The 20698-nt window shown below is 64.3% G+C and carries 16 protein-coding genes; 7 read left to right on the top strand and 9 right to left on the bottom strand.

The window, feature by feature from the left end; genetic code table 11:
• The first annotated feature begins 27 nt into the window (after positions 1–27).
• The 6 genes from infB to WCE05_RS08700 all read left to right on the top strand — a co-directional run bounded on the left by infB (position 28) and on the right by WCE05_RS08700 (position 7471).
• Positions 28–2553, top strand: a complete 2526-nt coding sequence (gene infB / locus WCE05_RS08725) for a translation initiation factor IF-2 (protein WP_225790254.1) — start codon at positions 28–30, stop codon at positions 2551–2553.
• Between the two features lie 115 nt (positions 2554–2668).
• Positions 2669–3067 carry a 30S ribosome-binding factor RbfA gene (gene rbfA / locus WCE05_RS08720; protein ID WP_225790253.1) on the top strand — a complete coding sequence of 133 codons (399 nt, stop codon included), beginning with the start codon at positions 2669–2671 and terminating at the stop codon, positions 3065–3067.
• A 3-nt stretch (positions 3068–3070) separates the two neighbouring features.
• Positions 3071–3988 (top strand): tRNA pseudouridine(55) synthase TruB, encoded by a 918-nt coding sequence (gene truB / locus WCE05_RS08715; RefSeq protein WP_225790252.1) that lies wholly within the window; start codon positions 3071–3073, stop codon positions 3986–3988.
• A 147-nt stretch (positions 3989–4135) separates the two neighbouring features.
• Positions 4136–4405 carry a 30S ribosomal protein S15 gene (gene rpsO / locus WCE05_RS08710; RefSeq protein WP_225790251.1) on the top strand — a complete coding sequence of 90 codons (270 nt, stop codon included), beginning with the start codon at positions 4136–4138 and terminating at the stop codon, positions 4403–4405.
• 250 nt (positions 4406–4655) lie between these two features.
• Positions 4656–6761 carry a polyribonucleotide nucleotidyltransferase gene (pnp, locus tag WCE05_RS08705; RefSeq protein WP_368815757.1) on the top strand — a complete coding sequence of 702 codons (2106 nt, stop codon included), beginning with the start codon at positions 4656–4658 and terminating at the stop codon, positions 6759–6761.
• 359 nt (positions 6762–7120) lie between these two features.
• Positions 7121–7471 (top strand): BON domain-containing protein, encoded by a 351-nt coding sequence (locus WCE05_RS08700; protein WP_225790249.1) that lies wholly within the window; start codon positions 7121–7123, stop codon positions 7469–7471.
• A 72-nt stretch (positions 7472–7543) separates the two neighbouring features.
• Here WCE05_RS08700 and WCE05_RS08695 read toward each other — a convergent pair whose 3' ends face one another.
• Positions 7544–7846 carry a putative quinol monooxygenase gene (locus WCE05_RS08695; protein ID WP_368815756.1) on the bottom strand — a complete coding sequence of 101 codons (303 nt, stop codon included), beginning with the start codon at positions 7844–7846 and terminating at the stop codon, positions 7544–7546.
• A 60-nt stretch (positions 7847–7906) separates the two neighbouring features.
• Here WCE05_RS08695 and WCE05_RS08690 point away from each other — a divergent pair, with 60 nt between their 5' ends.
• Positions 7907–8320 (top strand): VOC family protein, encoded by a 414-nt coding sequence (locus WCE05_RS08690; RefSeq protein ID WP_225790247.1) that lies wholly within the window; start codon positions 7907–7909, stop codon positions 8318–8320.
• A 59-nt stretch (positions 8321–8379) separates the two neighbouring features.
• Here WCE05_RS08690 and WCE05_RS08685 read toward each other — a convergent pair whose 3' ends face one another.
• The 8 genes from WCE05_RS08685 to WCE05_RS08650 form a co-directional block, all read right to left on the bottom strand.
• Positions 8380–11310, bottom strand: coding sequence for a DUF748 domain-containing protein (locus WCE05_RS08685; protein WP_368815755.1), 2931 nt, complete (start codon positions 11308–11310; stop codon positions 8380–8382).
• A gap of 80 nt (positions 11311–11390) precedes the next feature.
• Positions 11391–12260: an oxygenase MpaB family protein gene (locus WCE05_RS08680; protein WP_225790245.1), complete on the bottom strand. Its 870-nt coding sequence runs from the start codon at positions 12258–12260 to the stop codon at positions 11391–11393.
• A 40-nt stretch (positions 12261–12300) separates the two neighbouring features.
• Positions 12301–14235 (bottom strand): acetate--CoA ligase, encoded by a 1935-nt coding sequence (gene acs / locus WCE05_RS08675; protein ID WP_225790244.1) that lies wholly within the window; start codon positions 14233–14235, stop codon positions 12301–12303.
• Between the two features lie 178 nt (positions 14236–14413).
• Positions 14414–16078 carry a glucose-6-phosphate isomerase gene (gene pgi / locus WCE05_RS08670; RefSeq protein WP_225790243.1) on the bottom strand — a complete coding sequence of 555 codons (1665 nt, stop codon included), beginning with the start codon at positions 16076–16078 and terminating at the stop codon, positions 14414–14416.
• 214 nt (positions 16079–16292) lie between these two features.
• Positions 16293–17156 carry a pantoate--beta-alanine ligase gene (gene panC, locus WCE05_RS08665; RefSeq protein WP_253091394.1) on the bottom strand — a complete coding sequence of 288 codons (864 nt, stop codon included), beginning with the start codon at positions 17154–17156 and terminating at the stop codon, positions 16293–16295.
• Positions 17153–17953 carry a 3-methyl-2-oxobutanoate hydroxymethyltransferase gene (gene panB, locus WCE05_RS08660; RefSeq protein ID WP_368815754.1) on the bottom strand — a complete coding sequence of 267 codons (801 nt, stop codon included), beginning with the start codon at positions 17951–17953 and terminating at the stop codon, positions 17153–17155. The genes panC and panB overlap by 4 nt, the downstream gene beginning before the upstream one ends.
• A 250-nt stretch (positions 17954–18203) precedes the next feature.
• A complete protein-coding gene (gene folK, locus WCE05_RS08655) occupies positions 18204–18683 on the bottom strand; it encodes a 2-amino-4-hydroxy-6-hydroxymethyldihydropteridine diphosphokinase (protein WP_253080738.1) in 480 nt (159 codons plus the stop codon).
• Between the two features lie 2 nt (positions 18684–18685).
• Complete coding sequence (locus WCE05_RS08650; RefSeq protein WP_225790239.1) at positions 18686–20074, bottom strand: polynucleotide adenylyltransferase PcnB; 1389 nt, start codon at positions 20072–20074, stop codon at positions 18686–18688.
• Positions 20075–20698: the final 624 nt, after the last annotated feature.

Below are 20698 nucleotides of genomic sequence, written 5' to 3'. Positions count from 1 at the left end.
TTAGGCGTGGCCTGAGGAGAGAAGTGCATGACGCAAGTCACGGTGAAAGAACTGGCCCAAGAGGTCGAGGCACCGGTAGAGCGCCTGCTGCAGCAGATGCGTGAGGCAGGTCTGCCGCACACCGACGCCGGTCAGGTAGTGACCGATAATGAGAAGCAGGTTCTGTTGACCCATTTGAAAAGTAGCCACAAGAGCAAGGTGGAAGAGCCGCGCAAGATCACGTTGCAGCGCAAGACCACCAGCACCCTGCGTGTCGCCGGTAGCAAGAGCATCAGCGTAGAAGTACGCAAGAAGAAAGTTTTCGTGCAGCGCAGCCAGGAAGAGATCCAGGCCGAGCAGAAGCGCGAGCTGGAAGAGCGCCGCGCGGCCGAGAACGCCGCCCGCGAGAAGGCCGACGCCGAAGCGCGCCAGCGTGCCGAGGAGCAGGCCCGCCGCGACGCGGCCGAGGTCGCCAAAGCCGCGCCTGCGCCTGCGCCTGCCTCCGAGCCTGCACCGGCTCCGGTAGCGGTCGAGGCGCCTGCCGTCGACGAGGCCCCGCGTGCGGCCGAGCGCAAGAAGGACGACAGCCGCCGCAGCGACAGCCGTGGCCGCGACGACGACCGCCGTGGTGGCGAGCGTCGTGGCGAAGCGCCGCGTGTCTCGATCAAGGTCAAGGTCAAGGAGAAGGAAAAGGCGCCGACTCCACGTGCCGCACCGCGCACCACCGACGAAGAGAGCGATGGCTTCCGTCGTGGCGGCCGTGGCAAGGGCAAGCTGAAGAAGCGCAACCAGCATGGCTTCCAGAACCCGACCGGCCCGGTCATCCGCGACGTCACCATCGGCGAGACCATCACCGTCTCCGAGCTGGCGCAGCAGATGTCGGTCAAGGCCGCCGAAGTCGTCAAGTTCATGTTCAAGCTCGGTACCCCGGTCACCATCAACCAGGTGCTTGACCAGGAAACCGCCCAGCTGGTAGCCGAGGAACTGGGCCACAAGGTGACCCTGATCAGCGATACCGCCCTGGAAGACTCCCTGGCCGAATCGCTGAAGTTCGAAGGCGAGATCGAGCCGCGTGCGCCGGTAGTGACCGTCATGGGCCACGTCGACCACGGCAAGACCTCGCTGCTCGACTACATCCGTCGCGCCAAGGTCGCCGCGGGCGAGGCCGGTGGCATCACCCAGCACATCGGTGCCTACCACGTGGAAACCGATCGCGGCATGATCACCTTCCTCGACACCCCGGGCCACGCCGCGTTCACCGCGATGCGTGCCCGTGGTGCCAAGGCCACCGACATCGTCATCCTGGTGGTGGCGGCCGATGACGGCGTGATGCCGCAGACCATCGAGGCCGTGCAGCACGCCAAGGCCGCCGGTGTTCCGCTGGTGGTGGCCGTGAACAAGATCGACAAGCCGGGCGCCAACGACGAGCGTATCCGCAACGAGCTGGCCGTTCACGGCGTGACCTCCGAGGAGTGGGGTGGCGACACCCCGTTCGTCAAGGTTTCGGCGAAGATGGGCACCGGTGTCGACGACCTGCTCGAGGCCGTGCTGCTGCAGGCCGAGATCCTCGAACTCACCGCCACCCCGACCGCGCCTGGTCGTGGTGTCGTGGTCGAATCGCGCCTGGACAAGGGCCGTGGCCCGGTGGCCACCATCCTGGTCCAGGACGGTACCCTGCGCCAGGGCGACATGGTCCTGGTCGGCTCCAACTATGGCCGCGTGCGCGCCATGCTCGACGAGAACGGCAAACCTGTGAAGGAAGCCGGCCCGTCGATCCCGGTCGAGATCCTCGGCCTGGATGGCACGCCGGAAGCCGGTGACGAGCTGTCCGTGGTCGCCGACGAGAAGAAGGCCCGCGAGGTCGCCCTGTTCCGCCAGGGCAAGTACCGCGAGGTCAAGCTGGCCCGTGCCCACGCCGGCAAGCTGGAAAACATCTTCGAGACCATGGGTCAGGAAGAGAAGAAGACCCTCAACATCGTCCTCAAGACCGATGTGCGCGGCTCCCTCGAGGCGCTGCAGGGCTCGCTCGGCGGCCTGGGCAACGACGAAGTGCAGGTCCGCGTGGTCGGTGGCGGCGTCGGTGGTATCACCGAGAGCGATGCCAACCTGGCCCTGGCGTCCAACGCGGTGCTGTTCGGCTTCAACGTGCGTGCCGATGCCGGTGCGCGCAAGATCGTCGAGCAGGAAGGTCTGGATATGCGTTACTACAACGTGATCTACGACATCATCGAAGACGTCAAGAAGGCCCTGACCGGCATGCTCGGCAGCGATGTCCGCGAGAACATCCTGGGTATCGCCGAGGTGCGTGACGTGTTCCGTTCGCCGAAGTTCGGCGCCATCGCCGGCTGTATGGTCATCGAGGGTACCGTGTACCGCAACCGTCCGATCCGCGTACTGCGCGAGGACGTGGTGATCTTCGAAGGCGAGCTGGAGTCGCTGCGTCGCTTCAAGGACGACGCTGCCGAGGTTCGTTCGGGCATGGAGTGCGGCATTGGCGTCAAGAGCTACAACGACGTCAAGGTCGGCGACAAGATCGAAGTCTTCGAGAAAGTCCAGGTGGCCCGTACCCTCTGAGGCGCGGGCATGGCGAAAGCCCCGCCCCAGGGCGGTCGGCGGAGCCTCTGAAGGTGGCGCCCGGTCAGGCATGAGCCTGTCCGGGCGTTTGCCGCTTTAGTTACAGGTAGCAAGAATGGCAAAAGAATATAGCCGTACCCAACGCATCGGCGACCAGATGCAGCGCGAGCTGGCCGAACTGATCCGTCGTGAAGTCAAAGATCCGCGCGTCGGCCTGGTGACCATCACCGCCGTCGACGTCAGCCGCGACCTGGGCCATGCCAAGGTCTTCATCACGGTCATGGGGGCGGACGGCTCCGATGCGGTCGGGCAGTCGCTCAAGGCCCTCGGTAGCGCCGCGAGCTTCCTGCGCCTGCAACTGGGCAAGGTGATGAAGCTGCGCAGCGTGCCGCAACTGCATTTCCACTTCGACGAGAGCATCAGCCGGGGCGCCCACCTGTCGGCGCTGATCGAGCGGGCGATGGCCGAAGACCGCCTGCACAAGGATGCCGACAAAGCGGACGCCGAGGAGTAACCGGTGGCCCAGGTCAAACGAATCCGCCGCAATGTCAGCGGCATCATCCTGCTCGACAAGCCCCTGGGCTTTACCTCCAACGCGGCGCTGCAGAAGGTCCGTTGGCTGCTCAACGCCGAGAAGGCCGGCCATACCGGCAGCCTCGATCCCTTGGCCAGCGGTGTGCTGCCGTTGTGCTTCGGCGAGGCGACCAAGTTTTCCCAGTACCTGCTCGACTCCGACAAGGGCTACGAAACGGTCATGCAACTGGGGCAGACGACCAGCACCGCGGACGCCGAGGGCGAAGTCCTGCAGACCCGCGAAGTGACCGTTGGTCGCGCCGATATCGAGGCCGTGCTGCCGCGTTTTCGCGGGCAAATCAGCCAGGTACCGCCGATGTACTCGGCGCTCAAGCGTGACGGCCAGCCGCTTTACAAACTGGCGCGTGCAGGAGAGGTAGTGGAGCGCGAGGCGCGTTCTGTTACTATTAGCCGCTTGGAATTGCTCGAGTGCGAAGGCACCCGCGTGCGCCTGTCGGTCGGTTGCAGCAAGGGCACCTATATCCGCACCCTGGTGGAGGATATCGGCGAAGCCCTGGGATGCGGCGCCTATGTCGCTGAATTGCGTCGAACCCACGCCGGGCCTTTCGAGTTGGCACAGACCGTGACCCTCGAGACGCTCGAGCAGGCCCATGCCGAAGGTGGCAACGAAGCGCTCGACCGCTTCCTGATGCCGTCCGACAGCGGGCTGCAGGACTGGCCACTGGTGCGTCTCTCCGAGCACAGCGCGTTCTACTGGCTGCACGGGCAGGCGGTACGTGCCCCGGATGCACCGCAGTTCGGCATGGTCCGGGTACAGGATCACAATGAACGCTTCATCGGTATCGGTGAAGTGAGCGAAGACGGGCGCATCGCGCCGCGTCGACTGATTCGGTCGGAATGACCGGAACCGCAGGCCGAGGCCCTGGCTGAAACCTGCGTAATCGAGGGTGGCTGTTAATAGGCACGGTCACGCCTCTTCTATTAATACGGGGATTCGTCCCTGGCCTATTGGAGCCCGTTCGCGGGCCCCTTGATCAGGAGAAGCCAAATGGCCCTCAGCGTTGAAGAAAAAGCTAAGATCGTTGCCGAATACCAGCAAGCCGCCGGCGATACCGGTAGCCCGGAAGTGCAGGTTGCTCTGCTGACCGCCAACATCAACAAGCTGCAAGGCCACTTCAAGGCCAACGAGAAAGACCACCACTCCCGTCGTGGCCTGATCCGTATGGTCAACCAGCGTCGTAAGCTGCTGGACTACCTGAAGGGCAAAGACACCACTCGTTACAGCGCCCTGATCGGTCGCCTGGGCCTGCGTCGCTAATAGCGGCCTGGCCAGTGGTGTGCATGGCGTGTCGCATGCTTCGGGAGCGCTGCCTGGCAGCGTTGCCGTCGGACACGCCACGCGTATCTGCGAGGTTGGCAGCCTGGTGTTGCTGAGCGGATTTTCCGCCCGGTGGCCAGGCTCCCAGCCTCGTGTTGTATCTGGACGGTCAATGGGGCCGATACCCCGTTCTGCCCAAGCATTCGCAAGAGCAAGTTCCCCCAGAGCCACTGAAAAAAGGTAGGAAACCGTGAACCCGGTAATCAAGAAATTCCAGTTCGGTCAGTCGACCGTTACTCTCGAGACGGGCCGCATCGCCCGCCAGGCGACCGGCGCCGTGCTGGTCACCGTCGACAACGACGTCACCGTGCTGGTGACCGTGGTCGGTGCCAAGCAGGCCGATCCAGGCAAGGGCTTCTTCCCGCTGTCGGTCCACTATCAGGAAAAGACCTACGCTGCCGGCAAGATCCCTGGCGGCTTCTTCAAGCGTGAAGGCCGTCCTTCCGAGAAAGAGACCCTGACCTCGCGCCTGATCGACCGTCCGATCCGCCCGCTGTTCCCCGAAGGGTTCATGAACGAAGTGCAGGTCGTCTGCACCGTGGTTTCCACCAGCAAGAAGACCGATCCGGACATCGCTGCGATGATCGGTACCTCGGCTGCCCTGGCCATTTCCGGTATTCCGTTCGAAGGCCCGATCGGCGCTGCCCGCGTCGCGTTCCATGAAAGTACCGGCTACCTGTTGAACCCGACCTACGAGCAACTGCAGGCCTCCAGCCTGGACATGGTCGTCGCCGGTACCGAAAGTGCCGTGCTGATGGTCGAATCGGAAGCCAAGGAGCTGACCGAAGACCAGATGCTGGGTGCCGTCCTGTTCGCCCACGACGAATTCCAGGTCGTGATCCAGGCCGTCAAGGAACTGGCCGCCGAAGCCGGCAAGCCGACCTGGGACTGGCAGCCAGCCGCCGCCAACACCGAGCTGCTGAACCTGGTGCGCGCCGAGTTCGGCGAGGCCATTTCCCAGGCTTACACCATCACCCTCAAAGCCGACCGCTACAACCGCCTCGGCGAGCTGCGCGACCAGGCCGTCGCCCGCCTGTCCAACGAAGAGGCTGGCCCGACCGCCGCGCAGATCAAAGAGATCTTCGGTGAGCTGGAATACCGCACCGTCCGCGAGAACATCGTCAACGGCAAGCCGCGTATCGACGGCCGTGACAACCGCACCGTGCGTCCGCTGAATATCGAAGTCGGCGTACTGCCCAAGACCCACGGTTCGGCCCTGTTCACCCGTGGCGAAACCCAGGCCCTGGTCGTCGCGACCCTGGGCACCGCCCGTGATGCGCAGCTGCTGGACACCCTGGAAGGCGAGAAGAAAGACGCCTTCATGCTGCACTACAACTTCCCGCCGTTCTCGGTGGGCGAGTGTGGCCGCATGGGTGGTGCCGGCCGTCGCGAGATCGGTCATGGCCGCCTGGCCCGCCGTGGCGTCCAGGCCATGCTGCCGAACGACGACGAGTTCCCGTACACCATCCGCGTGGTTTCGGAAATCACCGAATCCAACGGTTCCAGCTCCATGGCCTCGGTCTGCGGTGCTTCCCTGGCACTGATGGACGCTGGTGTGCCGATGAAGGCGCCGGTGGCCGGTATCGCCATGGGCCTGGTCAAGGAAGGCGACAAGTTCGCGGTCCTGACCGACATCCTGGGTGACGAAGACCACCTGGGCGACATGGACTTCAAGGTAGCCGGTACCGCCAAGGGCGTCACCGCGCTGCAGATGGACATCAAGATCAACGGCATCACCGAAGAGATCATGGAAATCGCCCTGGGCCAGGCCCTGGAAGCGCGCCTGAACATCCTCGGCCAGATGAACCAGGTGATCGCCCAGTCGCGCAGCGAGCTGTCGGCCAACGCCCCGACCATGCTGTCGATGAAGATCGATACCGACAAGATCCGCGACGTCATCGGCAAGGGTGGCGCCACCATTCGAGCCATCTGCGAAGAGACCAAGGCCTCGATCGACATCGAAGACGATGGCTCGATCAAGATCTTCGGCGAGACCAAGGAAGCTGCCGAGGCCGCCCGCCAGCGCATCCTGGGCATCACCGCCGAGGCCGAGATCGGCAAGATCTACGTCGGCAAGGTCGAGCGCATCGTCGACTTCGGTGCCTTCGTCAACATCCTGCCGGGCAAGGACGGTCTGGTGCACATCTCCATGCTCAGCAACGAGCGTGTCGAGAAGGTCACCGACGTGCTGAAGGAAGGCCAGGAAGTCGAAGTACTGGTGCTGGACGTGGATAACCGCGGCCGCATCAAGCTGTCGATCAAGGACGTTCCGGCTGCCAAGGCTTCCGGCGTCTAAGCGACACGGCTGACGAAAAAGACCCTGCGATCCCTTTTTGGGGGCCGCGGGGTCTTTTTTTTTTAGCTGCAAGAAAAAGCAGGCGGCGATCATGAGGGCCGAGCGCTGTCAGGACATTCTGCGCCGATCAGCTTGAAGCAGGAAGCTTGCGGCTTGACGCTCGGGAGGACTTGCATCTTGCATGCAGGATTGTGCCAGGGCTTGCAAAATGCACGACCAAGAGGGCAAGTGTTTTTTGTAAGCCTTTGATTTAAAAGAAGTTAAGCGAAGCGGAAAAGCTGGCACACGCCGTGCAACATCACTCATACCTGACGCCAGGAATCTCGGCGCAGGCCTTTCGAAAAACAGGAGTGTCTCGTATGAAGAAGTTCGCCATTGCTGCCGCTACTGCTACCGCTCTGACCCTGACCATGGCTAACGCGGCATTCGCCCAACAGCCCGCCCAGGCCCCGATGATGCTGGCGGCCGGTGAGGTGACCAAGACCAAGGAAGCGGCCTCCGATACCTGGATCACCACCAAGGTCAAGGCCGACCTGATGACCGAGAAAGGTATTCCTGGCAGTGACATCAAGGTCGAAACCAACAAGGGTGTGGTGTCCCTGTCGTCCGATGTGGCCATTACCGCGTCGCAGAAAGAGCAGGCGATCGCCATCGCCCAGAAGATCGAAGGCGTGCAGGCCGTGTCGGCTGACGGTCTGAAAGCCGAATAAGGGATTGTCCCGTCGGCCAAAGGGAATTGGCCATCCTAATTCCTGGGGCGCGAAGCGGCCCCAGGCTCTCTCTCACCCCACCGGATTACGCACCACCACATCGCTCTCGAAACATACCTGCTCGACGATCAACGGCTCCACCAACGGCCGGCTGTCGCGAAAATGCGCAGTCTGGGTATGCGCCTCGTACGCCGCATCGTCGCGGTAGATCTCGTACAGGTAGATCACATCCGGATCCTCGCGATCCTGCGACACATCGAACACCAGGCAACCGGGTTCGTTGGCCACCGAGGCAGCGGCATTGACTTTGATGGCACTGAGAAAATCTTCGGCGCTGCCAGGCTTGACGCGGGTCTTGATGAACAGACTGTACACAGGGCGTTCCTTTTGTTTTAAATTCGTTTCTGAATTGTATACAAAAAAGGAATCGCGTCCATGTCCGAACTCCCTGTCCGCCCCGGCCGCCTGAACGGCCTACGCCACCTGGCCCTGCTGGTGCCGAACCTGGAAGAGTGCGAGCGCTTCTACGTCGACCTGCTCGGCATGGAAGTGCTGCACCGTGCCAATGAAGACCTGGTCTACCTCACCTGTGGCAACGACAACCTATCCCTGGGGCGCGGTGCCGGCGCCGCCAATGGTTTGCAGACCCTGGACCACTACGGTTTCATCGTCGACAGCGTCGAGGAGCTGGAGGCCTGGTATCAGTACTTCAAGGCCCATGGCGTGACCCTGCTGGACCGTCCCTTCGACCATGGCGACGGGGCGCGCAGCTTCCACCTGCTCGACCCGGCAGGGAACAAGGTACAGCCGCTGTATCACCCGGCGGTGTCCGGGCAGCGGCTGGTCTGAGCAGGGTGTTGGATGTGGGGTAGTTGGGGCGCGAGGCGCCCCAGATTGACGCGTCTGGCTTACTCGGCGTCCAGGTGCATGGGCGTGATCACCCGGCTATCGGCCTCGGCCTGGCCGAGCGTGGTATCGAGGAAGTACACCCGGTCGTCTTCCAGTTGGCCCTTGTCCACCAGGTAGTCCTTGATGCTAGCGGCTCGGGCCTGGCCCAACTGACGCAACAGTGCGGCGTTCTCGGCCCAGGATTTGATCACTGCTTCACGCAACTTGGTGGTGCGCTCGTCGCGGCTCAGCTCCTGCCATTCGGCAGGTGGCTGCTGCTTGAGGCGGGTGCGGTAGATGCCTTCGAGCATGGCGGGCTTGTCATCCTCGTCGACTTCCAACAGGGAGGCGTTGGCCGGTACCTTGTCACCGCGTCGCTGCAGGATCTTGTACCAGATGGCCTGGTATTCGCGCTCCAGGCGCTCCTGGGCAATCAACGGGCCATCGCTGCTCTGGGCGCTGGTTCCCTCGATCTCCAGGCGCAGTTCCGGCCGCTCCTTGAGGGCGGCGGCCAGCTTGTCCAAGGCCGATTGGGCGTCGCCGCTCAGTTCGCTGGAGCCGGCCGTGAAGGCTACGGTGCCGAGGTCCTCTGCTCCCCCTCCGGCGACCAGCCCGCCGATGAACTTGAACGGCGCCTGAGCCGCGCGTAGGACCAGGTTGCGCAAGGTTTGCCAGACGATCGGCATGACGCTGAACTCAGGGTTGTTCAGGTCGCCGGACACCGGCAGCTCGATGGAGATCTTGCCCTCGGTGTCCTTGAGCAAGGCCACCGCAAGGCGGATCGGCAAGTCCACGGCGTCCGGGCTGTCGACTTTCTCCCCCAACTGCAATTGCTCGACCACCACCTTGTTCTCGGCCTTGAGCTGGCCATTGGTGATCAGGTAGTGCAGGTCGAGGTTGAGCCGGCCCTTGCGAATGCGAAAGCCCGCGAACTTGCCGGAGTAGGGTGTCAGGGTGGTCAGCTCGACGCGCTTGAAGCTGGTCGCAATATCCAGGCTGGCCAGTGGGTTGAACGGGTTGAGCGCACCTTTGATGGTCACCGGGGCGTAGCGGTCGACCTTGCCCTTGACGTCCACCTTCGCCGGTGCCGGCTTGCGGTTGTCGATGGTGCCGATCTGGCCGTTGAGCTGCTGGATCGCCGTGGCGAAGTGGGGCCGCAGGGTCAGGTCGGCGAAGTTCGCCGAGCCGTCGTCGATGTCGATCCCGCCGATGCGGATGCCCAGCGGTTTCTCGGCGCTGGCACTGGCCTGGCTGGGAGCGGGCGCGGGGCTGGCCGGTTGCGGGATCAGCAGGTCGTCGACGTTGGTGGTGCGATCCTCGTTGATGATGAAGCGCGCATAGGGCTGCAGCAGGCTCACCTTGTCGATCGACAGGGCATCGCCGTGGACATAGGACAGGCCGTCGAGGTCCAGCCGCTGCCATTTGACGAAGTCCCGGTCCTTGAGGGTATCGAGGGTGTGCAACTGGCTGACCTGGGCCTTGCCGCCAACGCTGAAGGCCAGTGGCTCGGTGCTCTTGAGATCGACCTTCAGGTCGCTGGCGAGCATGCCGCTGCGCAGCTCCAAGCGGATGAACGGGCTGATGTAGGCCTGGGCCACGCGCAGGTCGATGTCGCGGGTGCTGACGTCGAGTTTGGCGGTGACCGGGTCCAGGTTCACCTGCCCCGCGGCCTGCAGCTTGCCCTGCTTGCCGACGCCGGTGTCGAGCTTGAGGGTGAAGGGTGACTGGTTGAGGCTGTCGAAGCCCTGCACGTCGAGGTTGAGCGGGCCGACGTCCAGCGCCACGGGTTCCTTCTGGCTACGGTCGGCCAGGTGCACCAGGTAGTTGCGCAGTTGCACGTCCTTGAGCAGCACCTGCCAGGGCTTGGCAGGGGCTTTCGCGGCATTTTCCTCGGGGCTGGGCTCGGCGGCGGCCGGTTCGGTCTTTTCCTGTGGGGTGGCCTTGGCCGGTTGGCTGGCGAACAGCTTCTGCCAGTCGAGCTGGCCGTCGGCTTCCAGCGCGGCCCAGGTTTCGAGTTTTTCGCTGCGCACCTTGCCGACGGTGACCAATTGCTTGGCCAGGTCGATGGACGTCTCGCTCACCTCCAGCGTGGCCAGGCGCGCCAGTGGGCGACCGTCCGGGGCCTTGATGGCGAACGGCGCGATGCGTACCGAGGTCTTGTCCAGCAACAGCTCGGTTTCCTTGGCCAGGTTGAGTTTGTAGTGGGTATCGAGGCTCACCACGCCGTCCTCCAGCACCAGGGGCACGGCGTCGCGCACGTAGGGCCAGAAGGCCTTCATCTTGCCTTCGGTGACCTTGAGGGTGCCTTCCGAGGCGATGGGCGCCAGGCTCAGGGTGCCGCTCCAGTCGATACGGCCGCCGTTCGGGCCGTTGGCCACCAGGCTCATGTCGGCGTTGTCGTCCGGCAGGGTGCTGAGGTTCTTCAGCTCCAGGTTCATGGAGTCGTAGAGGAACTCGATGGGCTCGCTCGGGCGCAGGTCCTGGAAGTGCAGGTAGCCTTCGCTGAGCTTGATGCTGCCGATGCGCAGCGGAAACGGGTCGCCTGCCGGCTCCTGCGGCTCGGGTTCGCTGGGCGGCAGCTTGAACAGCTGGGTCAGGTTGAGGGTACCGTCCTTGGCGAACAGCACCTCGCTGCGCGGCTTGTCCAGTTCGACCGCCTCCAGGTGCAGGGCTCCGGTCCACAGGCTGTCGAGCGAAAGATTCGCATACAGGCGTTCGAAGCCCACCTGTTCCTTGCCGGGCTCGCCGATCTGCAGCCCGTGGAGGGTGAGTTCGAGGCTGAACGGGTTGAGCTCGATGCGCTGCAAGTGCGCCGGCACCGTGGCGTACTGGGCCAACTGCTGGTTGGCGATACGCAGGCCGACGCCGGGAAGAATGAAAAAGCCGAGCAGGCTGTACAAGGCTACGATGGCCAGCAAGGCGCCGAGGGCGCGTGTCAATCCTTTGGGCATGTATGGCGTCATCTATCTGGAGCAGGGGTGCCTTGGAGTATGGCACGTTAAAACGGTTCCAATGAAACGAGCAGAATAGCTCACTCGATGCCCATGCGCCGCCTGGCACGGTGCGCCGAACCGTCGCGCATGGCCCAGCGCAGCACTGGCGCGGTACGTTCGATGCCCAGGCGGATCATGCGGCGCTGCAAGGGGCCCTGGTGCAGGTCGAGCATTTCACGGGCCCAGTCCGGCAGCAGGTCGATGCCGGCACGCAGCATCAGCTTGCCCACCGGTTCGGCCAGGCGGCTGGGCGCGGGCGCTTCGAGCAGGATCTTCATCACTTCATGACTGCGCGCATCGCACTGCAACTGTGGGCGCATGCGTCGCAGGTAATCGTCCACCTGGCGACAGGAGCGCGGTACGTCGCGTGCCCCCAAGCGTTCGGCGATCAGGGCGATCTCGTCGTAGTAGCTGTCCTGGTCGGCGAGTGAGAGGTTGGGGTTGCGGTAACGCAGGTGGGCGGCGAGGAAACTGCTGACCTCGGCGACGTGGACCCAGGTCAGCAGGTCAGGGTCGCTGGCGGCGTAGGAGCGGCCATCGGGCGCGGTACCGACCACTTGGAGATGGATGGTGCGGACCTTGTCGATCAGCCATTCGGCGTCGCGGGTCGAGCCGAAGGTGGTGCCGGAGATGAACTGGCTGGTGCGGCGCAGGCGGCCGAGCAGGTCCTGGCGGAAGTTGGAGTGGTCCCAGACCCCGGCCAGGGCCAGGGGGTGCAGCAACTGCAGCATCAGGGCGCTGATGCCACCGACCAGCATGCTGGGAAAGTCGCCGTGCACCTGCCAACTGATGCTCTGTGGGCCGAACAACCCCGGATCGCCCTTGGGCGACTCCAGGTCGAGCTGGCCGAGGGCCAGCCCGGTAAGGCTCATGACCTGGGTTTCGATGCGGCGGCGTAAGGTTTCCATGGTGACCTGCTGTAAAAGGCAGCCCGCCATGGAGCTGCCGTCATTGATTCAAGCGTTTGTCGATCAGCCCCTGCACGACGCTCGGGTCGGCCAGGGTCGAGGTATCGCCGAGGTTGTCCAGCTCGTTGCAGGCGATCTTGCGCAGTATACGCCGCATGATCTTGCCCGAGCGGGTCTTGGGCAGGGCTGGGGCCCACTGGATCAGCTCTGGCTTGGCGAAACTGCCGATCTCCTTGCTGACCAGGGCCAACAGTTCGGCCTTGAGCGTGTCGTCCGGGGTGACGCCGTTCATGGGCGTGACGAAGGCGTAGATGCCTTGCCCCTTCAAGTCGTGGGGGTAACCGACCACCGCGGCTTCGGCGATGCTGTCGTGCAGCACCAGGGCGCTTTCCACCTCGGCGGTGCCGATACGGTGGCCGGAGACGTTGATCACATCGTCGACGCGCCCGGTGATCCAGTAGTCGCCATCAGCGTCGCGGCGAGCGCCGTCGCCGGTGAAGTAATAACCGGGCATGGGTTTGAAGTAGGTGTCGACCATGCGCTGGTGGTCGCCGTAGACGCTGCGGATCTGCCCCGGCCAACTGGCCTTGATCGCCAGCAGGCCGGCGCCGGGGCCTTCGATGAGCGTGCCTTTGTCGTCCAGCAGCACCGGTTGCACGCCGAACAGCGGCTGGGTGGCGCAGCCTGGCTTGAGCTGCCGGTTGCCCGGCAGCGGGCTGAGCATGATGCCGCCGGTTTCGGTCTGCCACCAGGTGTCGACGATCGGGCAGCGCTTGAGCCCGACCTCCTCGAAGTACCATTCCCAGGCTTCGGGGTTGATCGGTTCGCCCACGCTGCCGAGCAGGCGCAGGCTCTGCCGCGAGGTGCCCTGCAAGGGGCCTGTGCCTTCGCGCATCAGAGCGCGCAAGGCGGTGGGCGCGGTATAGAAGATGTTGACCTGGTGCTTGTCCACCACCTGCCAGAAACGCGAGCTGTCCGGGTAGTTCGGCACGCCTTCGAACATCAGCGAGATCGCCCCGTTGGCCAGTGGGCCGTAGACGATGTAGCTGTGGCCGGTGACCCAACCGACGTCGGCGGTGCACCAGAACACCTCGCCGTCGCGGTAGTCGAACACCACCTGGAAGGTCAGGGTGGCCTGCAGCAGGTAGCCGGCGGTAGTGTGCAGCACGCCCTTGGGTTTGCCGGTGCTGCCGGAGGTGTAGAGGATGAACAGCGGGTCTTCGGCCGCCATGGCTTCGGGCGGGCAGTCGTCGCCGGCCTTTTCCGTGGCCTCGTGGTACCAGAGGTCGCGGCCCTCGCTCCAGGCCACCTCGGCGCCGGTACGGCGCACCACCAGCACGCTGCTGACGTCGGGACAACTGGCCAGGGCCTTGTCCACGTTCTGCTTGAGCGGGATGCGCTTGCCGCCACGGATGCCTTCGTCGGCGGTGATGACGGTACGGCAGTCGGCATCGAGGATGCGATCGCGCAGGGCGTCGGGCGAGAAGCCACCGAACACCACCGAATGGATGGCGCCGATGCGTGCGCAGGCGAGCATGGCATAGGCGGCTTCGGGGATCATCGGCATGTAGATGCACACCCGGTCGCCTTTGCCGACCCCGCGCGCCTTGAGCGCGTTGGCCAGGCGGCAGACCTGGCGGTGCAGCTCGCGGTAGCTGATGGCCCTGGAGTCGTTCGGCTCGTCGCCCTCCCAGAGCAGGGCGGTCTGCTCGCCGCGTGTGGCCAGGTGACGGTCGATGCAGTTATGGCTGACGTTCAGCTGCCCGCCATCGAACCAGCGCGCAGCGCCAGTCCTGAGGTCGCACTGCTGTACGGTCGACCAGGGCTTGATCCAGTCCAGACGCTTGGCCTGTTCGGCCCAGAAGGTATCGGGATCCTCCACCGACTGGCGGTACAGGCGACGGTATTCTTCGGGGGTGAGCTGGGCGGACTGGCTGACGGCCTGGGCCTGGGGATAATCGCGGATATCGAACATGGCGGGTTGTCCTGCTCTTGTCGGGGCGATGGACTGCACGACATGCCGGCGGGCAAGGCAATGACTCGATCGCCGGCAGGATGAGGTGCAACGGCTATTCGATTGGACAGTGTAGCTATAGGAGACGTTCCTGGGTTGATGGGCCCCAACTGGCAGTTGGGGCCCAGGGAAGGGACGATCAGCCGCGGTGACGACCGCGGAAGTAGTTGATCAGCCCCTGGGTCGAGCCATCTTCGGCACTGTCTTCCAGGCTGCCGACCAGGCGCTGGTAGACCCCCTTGCCCAGCTCTTTGCCCAGTTCCACACCCCACTGGTCAAAGGCGTTGATGCCCCAGATGACGCTCTGCACGAACACCTTGTGCTCATACATCGCCACCAGCGCGCCGAGACGGCGTGGGCTGATGCGTTCGACCACCAGGGTATTGCTCGGGCGATTGCCCGGGATCACCTTGTGCGGTGCCAGCTTCTCGATGTCTGCATCGTTGAGCCCCTTGGCACGCAGCTCGGCCTCGGCTTCGGCGCGGGTCTTGCCCAGCATCAGGGCCTGGCTCTGGGACAGGCAGTTGGCATACAGCCATTGGTGATGGTCGGCCACCGGGTTGAAGCTCACCACCGGGACGATGAAGTCCGCTGGGATCAGTTGGGTGCCCTGGTGCAGCAACTGGTGGTAGGCATGCTGGCCGTTGCAGCCGACACCGCCCCAGATCACCGGGCCGGTGTCGGTCTTCACGGGCCTGCCATCTTGCAGCACGCTCTTGCCGTTGGACTCCATGTCCAATTGCTGCAGGTGCTTGGTGATGTTGCGCAGGTAGTGGTCGTACGGCAGGATCGCGTGGCTCTGGGCACCCCAGAAATTGCCGTACCACACGCCCAGCAGGGCCAGCAGCACCGGCATGTTGCTGGCGAACGGCGCGGTCTGGAAGTGCTGGTCCATGGTGTAGGCACCCGACAGCAGTTCCTTGAAGTTGGCTGTGCCGATGGCCAGGGCGATCGGCAGGCCGATGGCCGACCACAGCGAGTAGCGCCCGCCTACCCAGTCCCACATGGGGAAGATGTTCTCTTCGCGGATGCCGAAGGCCACGGCGGCGGCCTTGTTGCTCGAGACGGCGATGAAGTGGCGGTACAGCTCGGCTTCCGAGCCGCCCTGGGCCAGGTACCAGGTACGCGCGGCGGTGGCGTTCTTCAGGGTTTCCAGGGTGTTGAACGATTTCGACGAGACGATGAACAGGGTGGTCTCGGCGCGCAGGTTGGCCGACAGTTCATGGAATTCGCTGCCGTCGATGTTCGCCAGGTAGTGGCAGCGCACGCCACGCTGGGCGTACGGCAGCAGGGCCTCGGAAACCAGCTCGGGGCCCAGGAACGAGCCGCCGATGCCGATGTTCACCACATCGGTGATCGGCTTTTCGCTGTAGCCACGCCACAGGCCGTCATGGATGCGGCCGACCAGCTCGGTGATCTGGTTGAGCACCTTGTGCACTTCCGGCATCACGTTGACGCCATTCACGCTGAGCTTGTCGCCCACCGGGCGGCGCAGGGCGGTGTGCAGCACTGGGCGACCTTCCGATGCGTTGATGATCTCGCCGTCGAACATCGACCTGATGGCGTGCGCAAGGCCCACCTCGTTGGCCAGGTTCACCAGCAGGTCGCGGGTCTGTTCGGTGATCAGGTTCTTCGAGTAGTCGAGGAACAGGCCACAGCTGCTCAGGGAGAATTGTTCGAAGCGCTTGGCGTCGGCGGCGAAGGCTTCGCGCATGCTGAAGCCCTGCATGGCGTCGCGGTGTTGCTGGAGCGCCTGCCAGGCGGGCAGCGCCGTCACATCGTGGGGGGTACGGTAATACGCCATTGCGGATGTTTTCCTTGGTGCGTGGTCTGGCCTTGGACACTGGCAGTTGCTGCCAGTTGCAGGGTGGCCATCATTATAGGCATTGGCGGCTTGGGGGGAATGGGGGAGAGGAGCTGGGGCGCTGTGCGCCCCTTTCGCGACACAAGGCCGCTCCCACAGACACCGAACTGGGTTGCCTGGGGGAGCGGCCCTGTGTCGCGAGGGGCTGCGAGGGTTACGCGGTCTTTTCGTCCAGATGCACGTACAGGTTGTCGATCAAGCGGGTCGTGCCCAGGTAGGCCGCTGCCAGGATCACCAGGTCGCGATCGTCCAGCATGGCCGGGCGCAGGGTCAGGGCGTGGCGCACTTCCAGGTAGTCCGGGCGCAAGCCCGCGGCCACCAGTTGTGCCTGGCCTTCGGCGAGCAGCGCCGGGTAGTCGCGCCGCCCGCGTCGAAGGGCCTCGCCCAGTTCGCTCAGCACGCGGTACAGGGCAGGCGCCGTGGCCCGCTGTTCCGGGGTCAGGTAACCGTTGCGCGACGACAATGCCAGGCCGTCCTCGGCACGTACGGTGGGCTCGCCGATGATCTGGATCGGCATGTTCAGGTCGCGCACCATGGCGCGGATCACCGCCAGTTGCTGGAAGTCCTTCTCGCCGAACACGGCCAGGTCGGGCTGGACCATGTTGAACAGCTTGTTGACCACCGTCGCCACGCCCTCGAAGTGCCCAGGGCGGCTGGCACCGCACAAGCCTTCGGAGAGCTGCGGCACGCTGACCCGGGTCTGCACGGCCATGCCGTCGGGGTACATCTCCTCGACGCCAGGCGCGAACAGCAGGTGGCAACCGGCCTGGAGCAGGCGCTCCTGGTCGGCGGCGAGGGTGCGCGGGTACTTGTCGAGGTCTTCGCCCGCGCCGAATTGCAGCGGGTTGACGAAGATGCTGGCGACCACGAAGTCGGCGCGCTGGGCGGCCTTGGTCACCAGGGCGGCGTGGCCGCTGTGCAGGTTGCCCATGGTCGGTACGAAGCCGATGCGCTTGCCCTCGCCGCGGGCACGCGCTACGGCGGCGCGCAATTCTCGGACGGTCTTGACTGTGTTCATGCGCTGAACCCGTGTTCGCTGCCTGGGAAGCTGACGTCCTTGACCGCTGCGACATAGGCGGCGAAGGCGCCCTGGACGTCCGCCTGGCCGGCCATGAAGTTCTTCACGAACTTCGGCACCCGGCCGCTCAGGGACAGGCCGAGCATGTCATGCATGACCAGCACCTGGCCATCGGTCGCGCTGCCGGCGCCGATACCGATCACCGGGATGCCCACCGCCTGGGTGATTTCTGCGGCCAGCTCGCTGGGCACGCATTCGAGCAGCAGCATGGCCGCACCGGCCTGCTCCAGGGCGATGGCATCGGCACGCATCTGCCGCGCCTGGGCTTCCTGGCGCCCCTGGACCTTGTAGCCACCGAGCACGTTGACCGTCTGTGGGGTCAGGCCCATGTGCGCGCACACCGGCACGCCGCGTTCGGCCAGCAGGCGGATGGTCTCGGCCAGCCAGGCAGCGCCTTCGATCTTGATCATGTGGGCGCCGGCCTGCATCAGCGTGGCGCAGTTGGCGAAGGCCTGCTCGGGGGTGGCGTGGGCCATGAACGGCAGGTCGGCGAGGATCAGCGCACCGTCATTGCCACGCTTGACGCTGGCGGTGTGGTAGGCCATCTCGGCGGTGGTGACGGGCAGGGTGCTGTCATGGCCCTGCAGGACCATCCCCAAGGAGTCCCCCACCAGCAGGACTTCCACGCCGGCCTGGCTGGCGATCTTGGCGAAGGTCGCGTCGTAGCAGGTCAGCATGGTGATTTTCTCACCCTTGGCCTTGAGGCCGTGCAGGGTAGTCAGGGTTACTTCAGGCATGTAGGAAATCCTCGTTCAGGCGCTGTGAAAAACGACTGCGTACAACGCGTGTATTCATCTTCCGGAGCGGCACATCATCGCGTGTGATGTTCGGGGCACAGGTCCGTCCGAGCCTAAATAGGTGATATGCGGCACATCGGCGCCACGGGACGCCTATAGTCGTGAGCGAGGGGGGGGAAGTCAATCACCCTGTTACCGCATTGTTACGATCAGGGTGTTACTGGCGTTACCGCCAGGGGGAACGCCCGGTCTACAGGCGTTCCAGGCCGACGAACGGGCAATCTGCCAGCAGTTGCGCCAAGGCCCGGCCGTCGGCGAGGCGGAAGTCGGCCGGTACCAGCTCGGCCAGCGGGTAGAGCACGAAAGGGCGGGCCTGCATGTGGTAGTGCGGGACTTTGAGGCGGGGTACGTCGATCACCTGGTCGCCGTACAGCAGCACGTCCAGGTCGAGGGTACGCGGGCCCCAGCGTTCCTTGCGCTCGCGGCCCTGATCGTTCTCGATGGCCTGCAGGGCGTCGAGCAGGGCCAGCGGTTCCAGGCTGGTGTCCAGGGCGGCCACGGCATTGGTGTAGCGTGGCTGGCCGGGCAGCAGCGAGTCGCTGGCATAGAAGGCGGACGCCGCCGCCAGGCGGCTAGCGGCGAGGCTATCCAGCGCCCCAAGGGCGCTGCGCAACTGCTCGGCAGGATCGGCCAGGTTGCTGCCCAGGCCGATGTAGGCGCGCGTCGTCATGCTCAGTCCCAGGTCTCGTCAGTGCTGCGCTTGCGCTTTGCACCACTGCGCTTGCGCTTGCGAGGCGCAGCGGCGGCACCCTCGTCGCGGCTGCCCAGCTCGCGGATCATGTCGCGCCGCTCGCTGTCGCTGGCTTCCTGGTAGTCGGTCCACCACTGGCCGAGGTCGTCGGTCTGCTCACCGGCGCTTTCACGCAGCAGCAGGAAGTCGTAGCCGGCGCGGAAGCGCGGGTTGTCCAGCATGGCATCGGCACGTTTGCCGCTGCGCCGTGGCAGGCGCTCCTGCATGTCCCAGATCTCGCGGATCGGCAGGGTGAAGCGTTTGGGAATGGCGATGCGCTGGCATTGCTCGGCGATCAGGTCGTGGGCGGCTTCGTTCATCGCCGGGATCGGCGGCACGCCCTGACTCTGCAGGTACAGGGCGCGGCCTGGCAAGGCCGGCCAGAGCAGGGCGGCGAACAGGAACGCCGGAGTCACCGGTTTGCCCTGCTTGACCCGCAGGTCGGTGTTGCTCAGCGCCTGGCTGATCAGGGTGTGCGTGTAGGTCGGGCGTTCTTCCAGTGCGTGGGTGCTGGCCGGGAACAGAGGGTCGAACAGTTGCAGGTCGACCAGCATCTCGAAGGAGATCGCCCCTTGGCCGGAGAGGAACAGCTTGAGGCTTTCCTCGAACAGACGCGCCGGCGGGATCTCGCGCAACAGTGGCGCCAGCTCGCGGATCGGTTGCACGGTGTGCTTCTCGATGCCGAAGTCGAGCTTGGCGGCGAAGCGCACGGCACGCAGCATGCGCACCGGGTCTTCCTGGTAGCGCTGGGTCGGGTCGCCGATCAGGCGCAGCAGGCGATTGCGGATATCGTGCACGCCGTTGGCATAGTCGAGGATGCGCTCGCTGACCGGGTCGTAGTACAGGGCGTTGATGGTGAAGTCGCGACGCTGGGCATCGTCTTCCAGGGTGCCGTACACGTTGTCGCGCAGGATACGCCCGCTGGCATTGTGCGACGAACGGTGGCTGTCGCCCTGGTCTTCTTCGGTGTGATGGGCACGGAAGGTGGCGACTTCGATGATCTCACGGCCGAAATGCACGTGGACCAGCTTGAAGCGGCGACCGATGATGCGAGCATTGCGAAACTCGGCGCGCACCTGCTCGGGGGTGGCGCTGGTGGCGACGTCGAAGTCCTTGGGCGTGATGCCCAGCAGCAGGTCGCGGACGCAGCCACCGACCAGGTAGGCCTGGTAGCCGGCGCTCTGCAGGCGCTCGACGATGCTCACCGCGTGGCGGCTGAACTGGCTGCGCTGCAGCGAGTGCTGGCTCTTGTTGATCACTTCAGGCGTGGTGCGCCTGTGGTGTTGACCACGAACGGGAGGACGGAACGACTGGAACAGCTTCTTCAGCATGGGATGCACTGTTTGAAGGAATGTTCGGCCAAGAATAGGAGAATGGCCGCATGATGGGCGGGGATTCTAGCATTTACTCGGGGAATGGTGTAGGCGGTGCGCCAAGGGCTGCAGGCGGGAGAAACGACATGGGGAGCCGAGGCTCCCCAAGAAGTCGTTGCGTGCTCTTGTTGTTCTTCTGCTGGGCTTCTTATTTTTGTTGAGTGCCCTGCCCACAAATCTCGAAGCTTGTGGACGACCCCCAACCCGGGGGTGAAGAGCAAACGGATTGCTTTGGTCGCTGATGTTATGTTGATCGTTCGATCCAACCAGTTCAGGCGCTGCTTTTTAGTGCAGTTTTTGTTGTTCTCTGCCTGGTTGTGGGGCAAGCCCAAACACAACTCCTCTCCAAAAGAATCAGTTAGCTGCGCCTCCGCCGTCTTGTTTTTATTGTGCGTGAGCCGTTTCGTCTTGTTCTTATTCTGGGTTGCAGTGCTTGTTATTGTTCTTGTGCCAGAGATATAGCAGATGCCGTGCCAACTTTTGAAAACCCAATGAAAACGGGGGCTTGGCAGCATTGAGAGGGATTCGGCGGGCAAAAAATGTAGACATTTCGTTACCGTACGCCTCGGCGGATGTTACGTC

This window comes from Pseudomonas sp. I2, assembly GCF_040984075.1.
Classification (GTDB): domain Bacteria; phylum Pseudomonadota; class Gammaproteobacteria; order Pseudomonadales; family Pseudomonadaceae; genus Aquipseudomonas; species Aquipseudomonas guariconensis_B.
This window is presented reverse-complemented; position numbering and strand designations above follow the sequence as displayed.

Coding starts and splice junctions, on each gene's coding strand:
- infB (WP_225790254.1), top strand. CDS start 28: ATGACGCAAGTCACGGTGAAAGAACTGGCCCAAGAGGTCGAGGCACCG.
- rbfA (WP_225790253.1), top strand. CDS start 2,669: ATGGCAAAAGAATATAGCCGTACCCAACGCATCGGCGACCAGATGCAG.
- rpsO (WP_225790251.1), top strand. CDS start 4,136: ATGGCCCTCAGCGTTGAAGAAAAAGCTAAGATCGTTGCCGAATACCAG.
- WCE05_RS08700 (WP_225790249.1), top strand. CDS start 7,121: ATGAAGAAGTTCGCCATTGCTGCCGCTACTGCTACCGCTCTGACCCTG.
- WCE05_RS08690 (WP_225790247.1), top strand. CDS start 7,907: ATGTCCGAACTCCCTGTCCGCCCCGGCCGCCTGAACGGCCTACGCCAC.
- WCE05_RS08685 (WP_368815755.1), bottom strand. CDS start 11,310: ATGCCCAAAGGATTGACACGCGCCCTCGGCGCCTTGCTGGCCATCGTA.
- WCE05_RS08680 (WP_225790245.1), bottom strand. CDS start 12,260: ATGGAAACCTTACGCCGCCGCATCGAAACCCAGGTCATGAGCCTTACC.
- acs (WP_225790244.1), bottom strand. CDS start 14,235: ATGTTCGATATCCGCGATTATCCCCAGGCCCAGGCCGTCAGCCAGTCC.
- pgi (WP_225790243.1), bottom strand. CDS start 16,078: ATGGCGTATTACCGTACCCCCCACGATGTGACGGCGCTGCCCGCCTGG.
- panC (WP_253091394.1), bottom strand. CDS start 17,156: ATGAACACAGTCAAGACCGTCCGAGAATTGCGCGCCGCCGTAGCGCGT.
- panB (WP_368815754.1), bottom strand. CDS start 17,953: ATGCCTGAAGTAACCCTGACTACCCTGCACGGCCTCAAGGCCAAGGGT.
- folK (WP_253080738.1), bottom strand. CDS start 18,683: ATGACGACGCGCGCCTACATCGGCCTGGGCAGCAACCTGGCCGATCCT.
- WCE05_RS08650 (WP_225790239.1), bottom strand. CDS start 20,074: ATGCTGAAGAAGCTGTTCCAGTCGTTCCGTCCTCCCGTTCGTGGTCAA.